We start from the raw sequence: 228 nt of genomic DNA, 5'->3' as shown, positions 1-228 counted from the left end.
TCCAAGAGAAGAATATGAAAAAGGTAGAGTATATAGAGTACCTTATACATGTTCAGTATTAGAATATGGGGCAAGTTCTTATTTAAATGTAACTATGGAAGAATTAAAAAAAGCAACTATTAAATCACTTAAAGATGGTGTACCAGTGTGGTTTGGTTGTGATGTAGGTAAAGATTCAGATAGAAAGTTAGGAATTATGGATACTGAATTATTTGATTATGATAAAAC

General features: G+C 29.4%; 1 protein-coding gene. It reads left to right on the top strand.

Going from position 1 to position 228, the window contains the following annotated elements; genetic code table 11:
* The coding region (locus AWT72_RS09105; protein ID WP_306765450.1) for a C1 family peptidase at positions 1-228 on the top strand (228 nt) is incomplete at both ends.

It is taken from the genome of Oceanivirga salmonicida (assembly GCF_001517915.1).
GTDB classification, from domain to species: domain Bacteria; phylum Fusobacteriota; class Fusobacteriia; order Fusobacteriales; family Leptotrichiaceae; genus Oceanivirga; species Oceanivirga salmonicida.
This window is presented reverse-complemented; position numbering and strand designations above follow the sequence as displayed.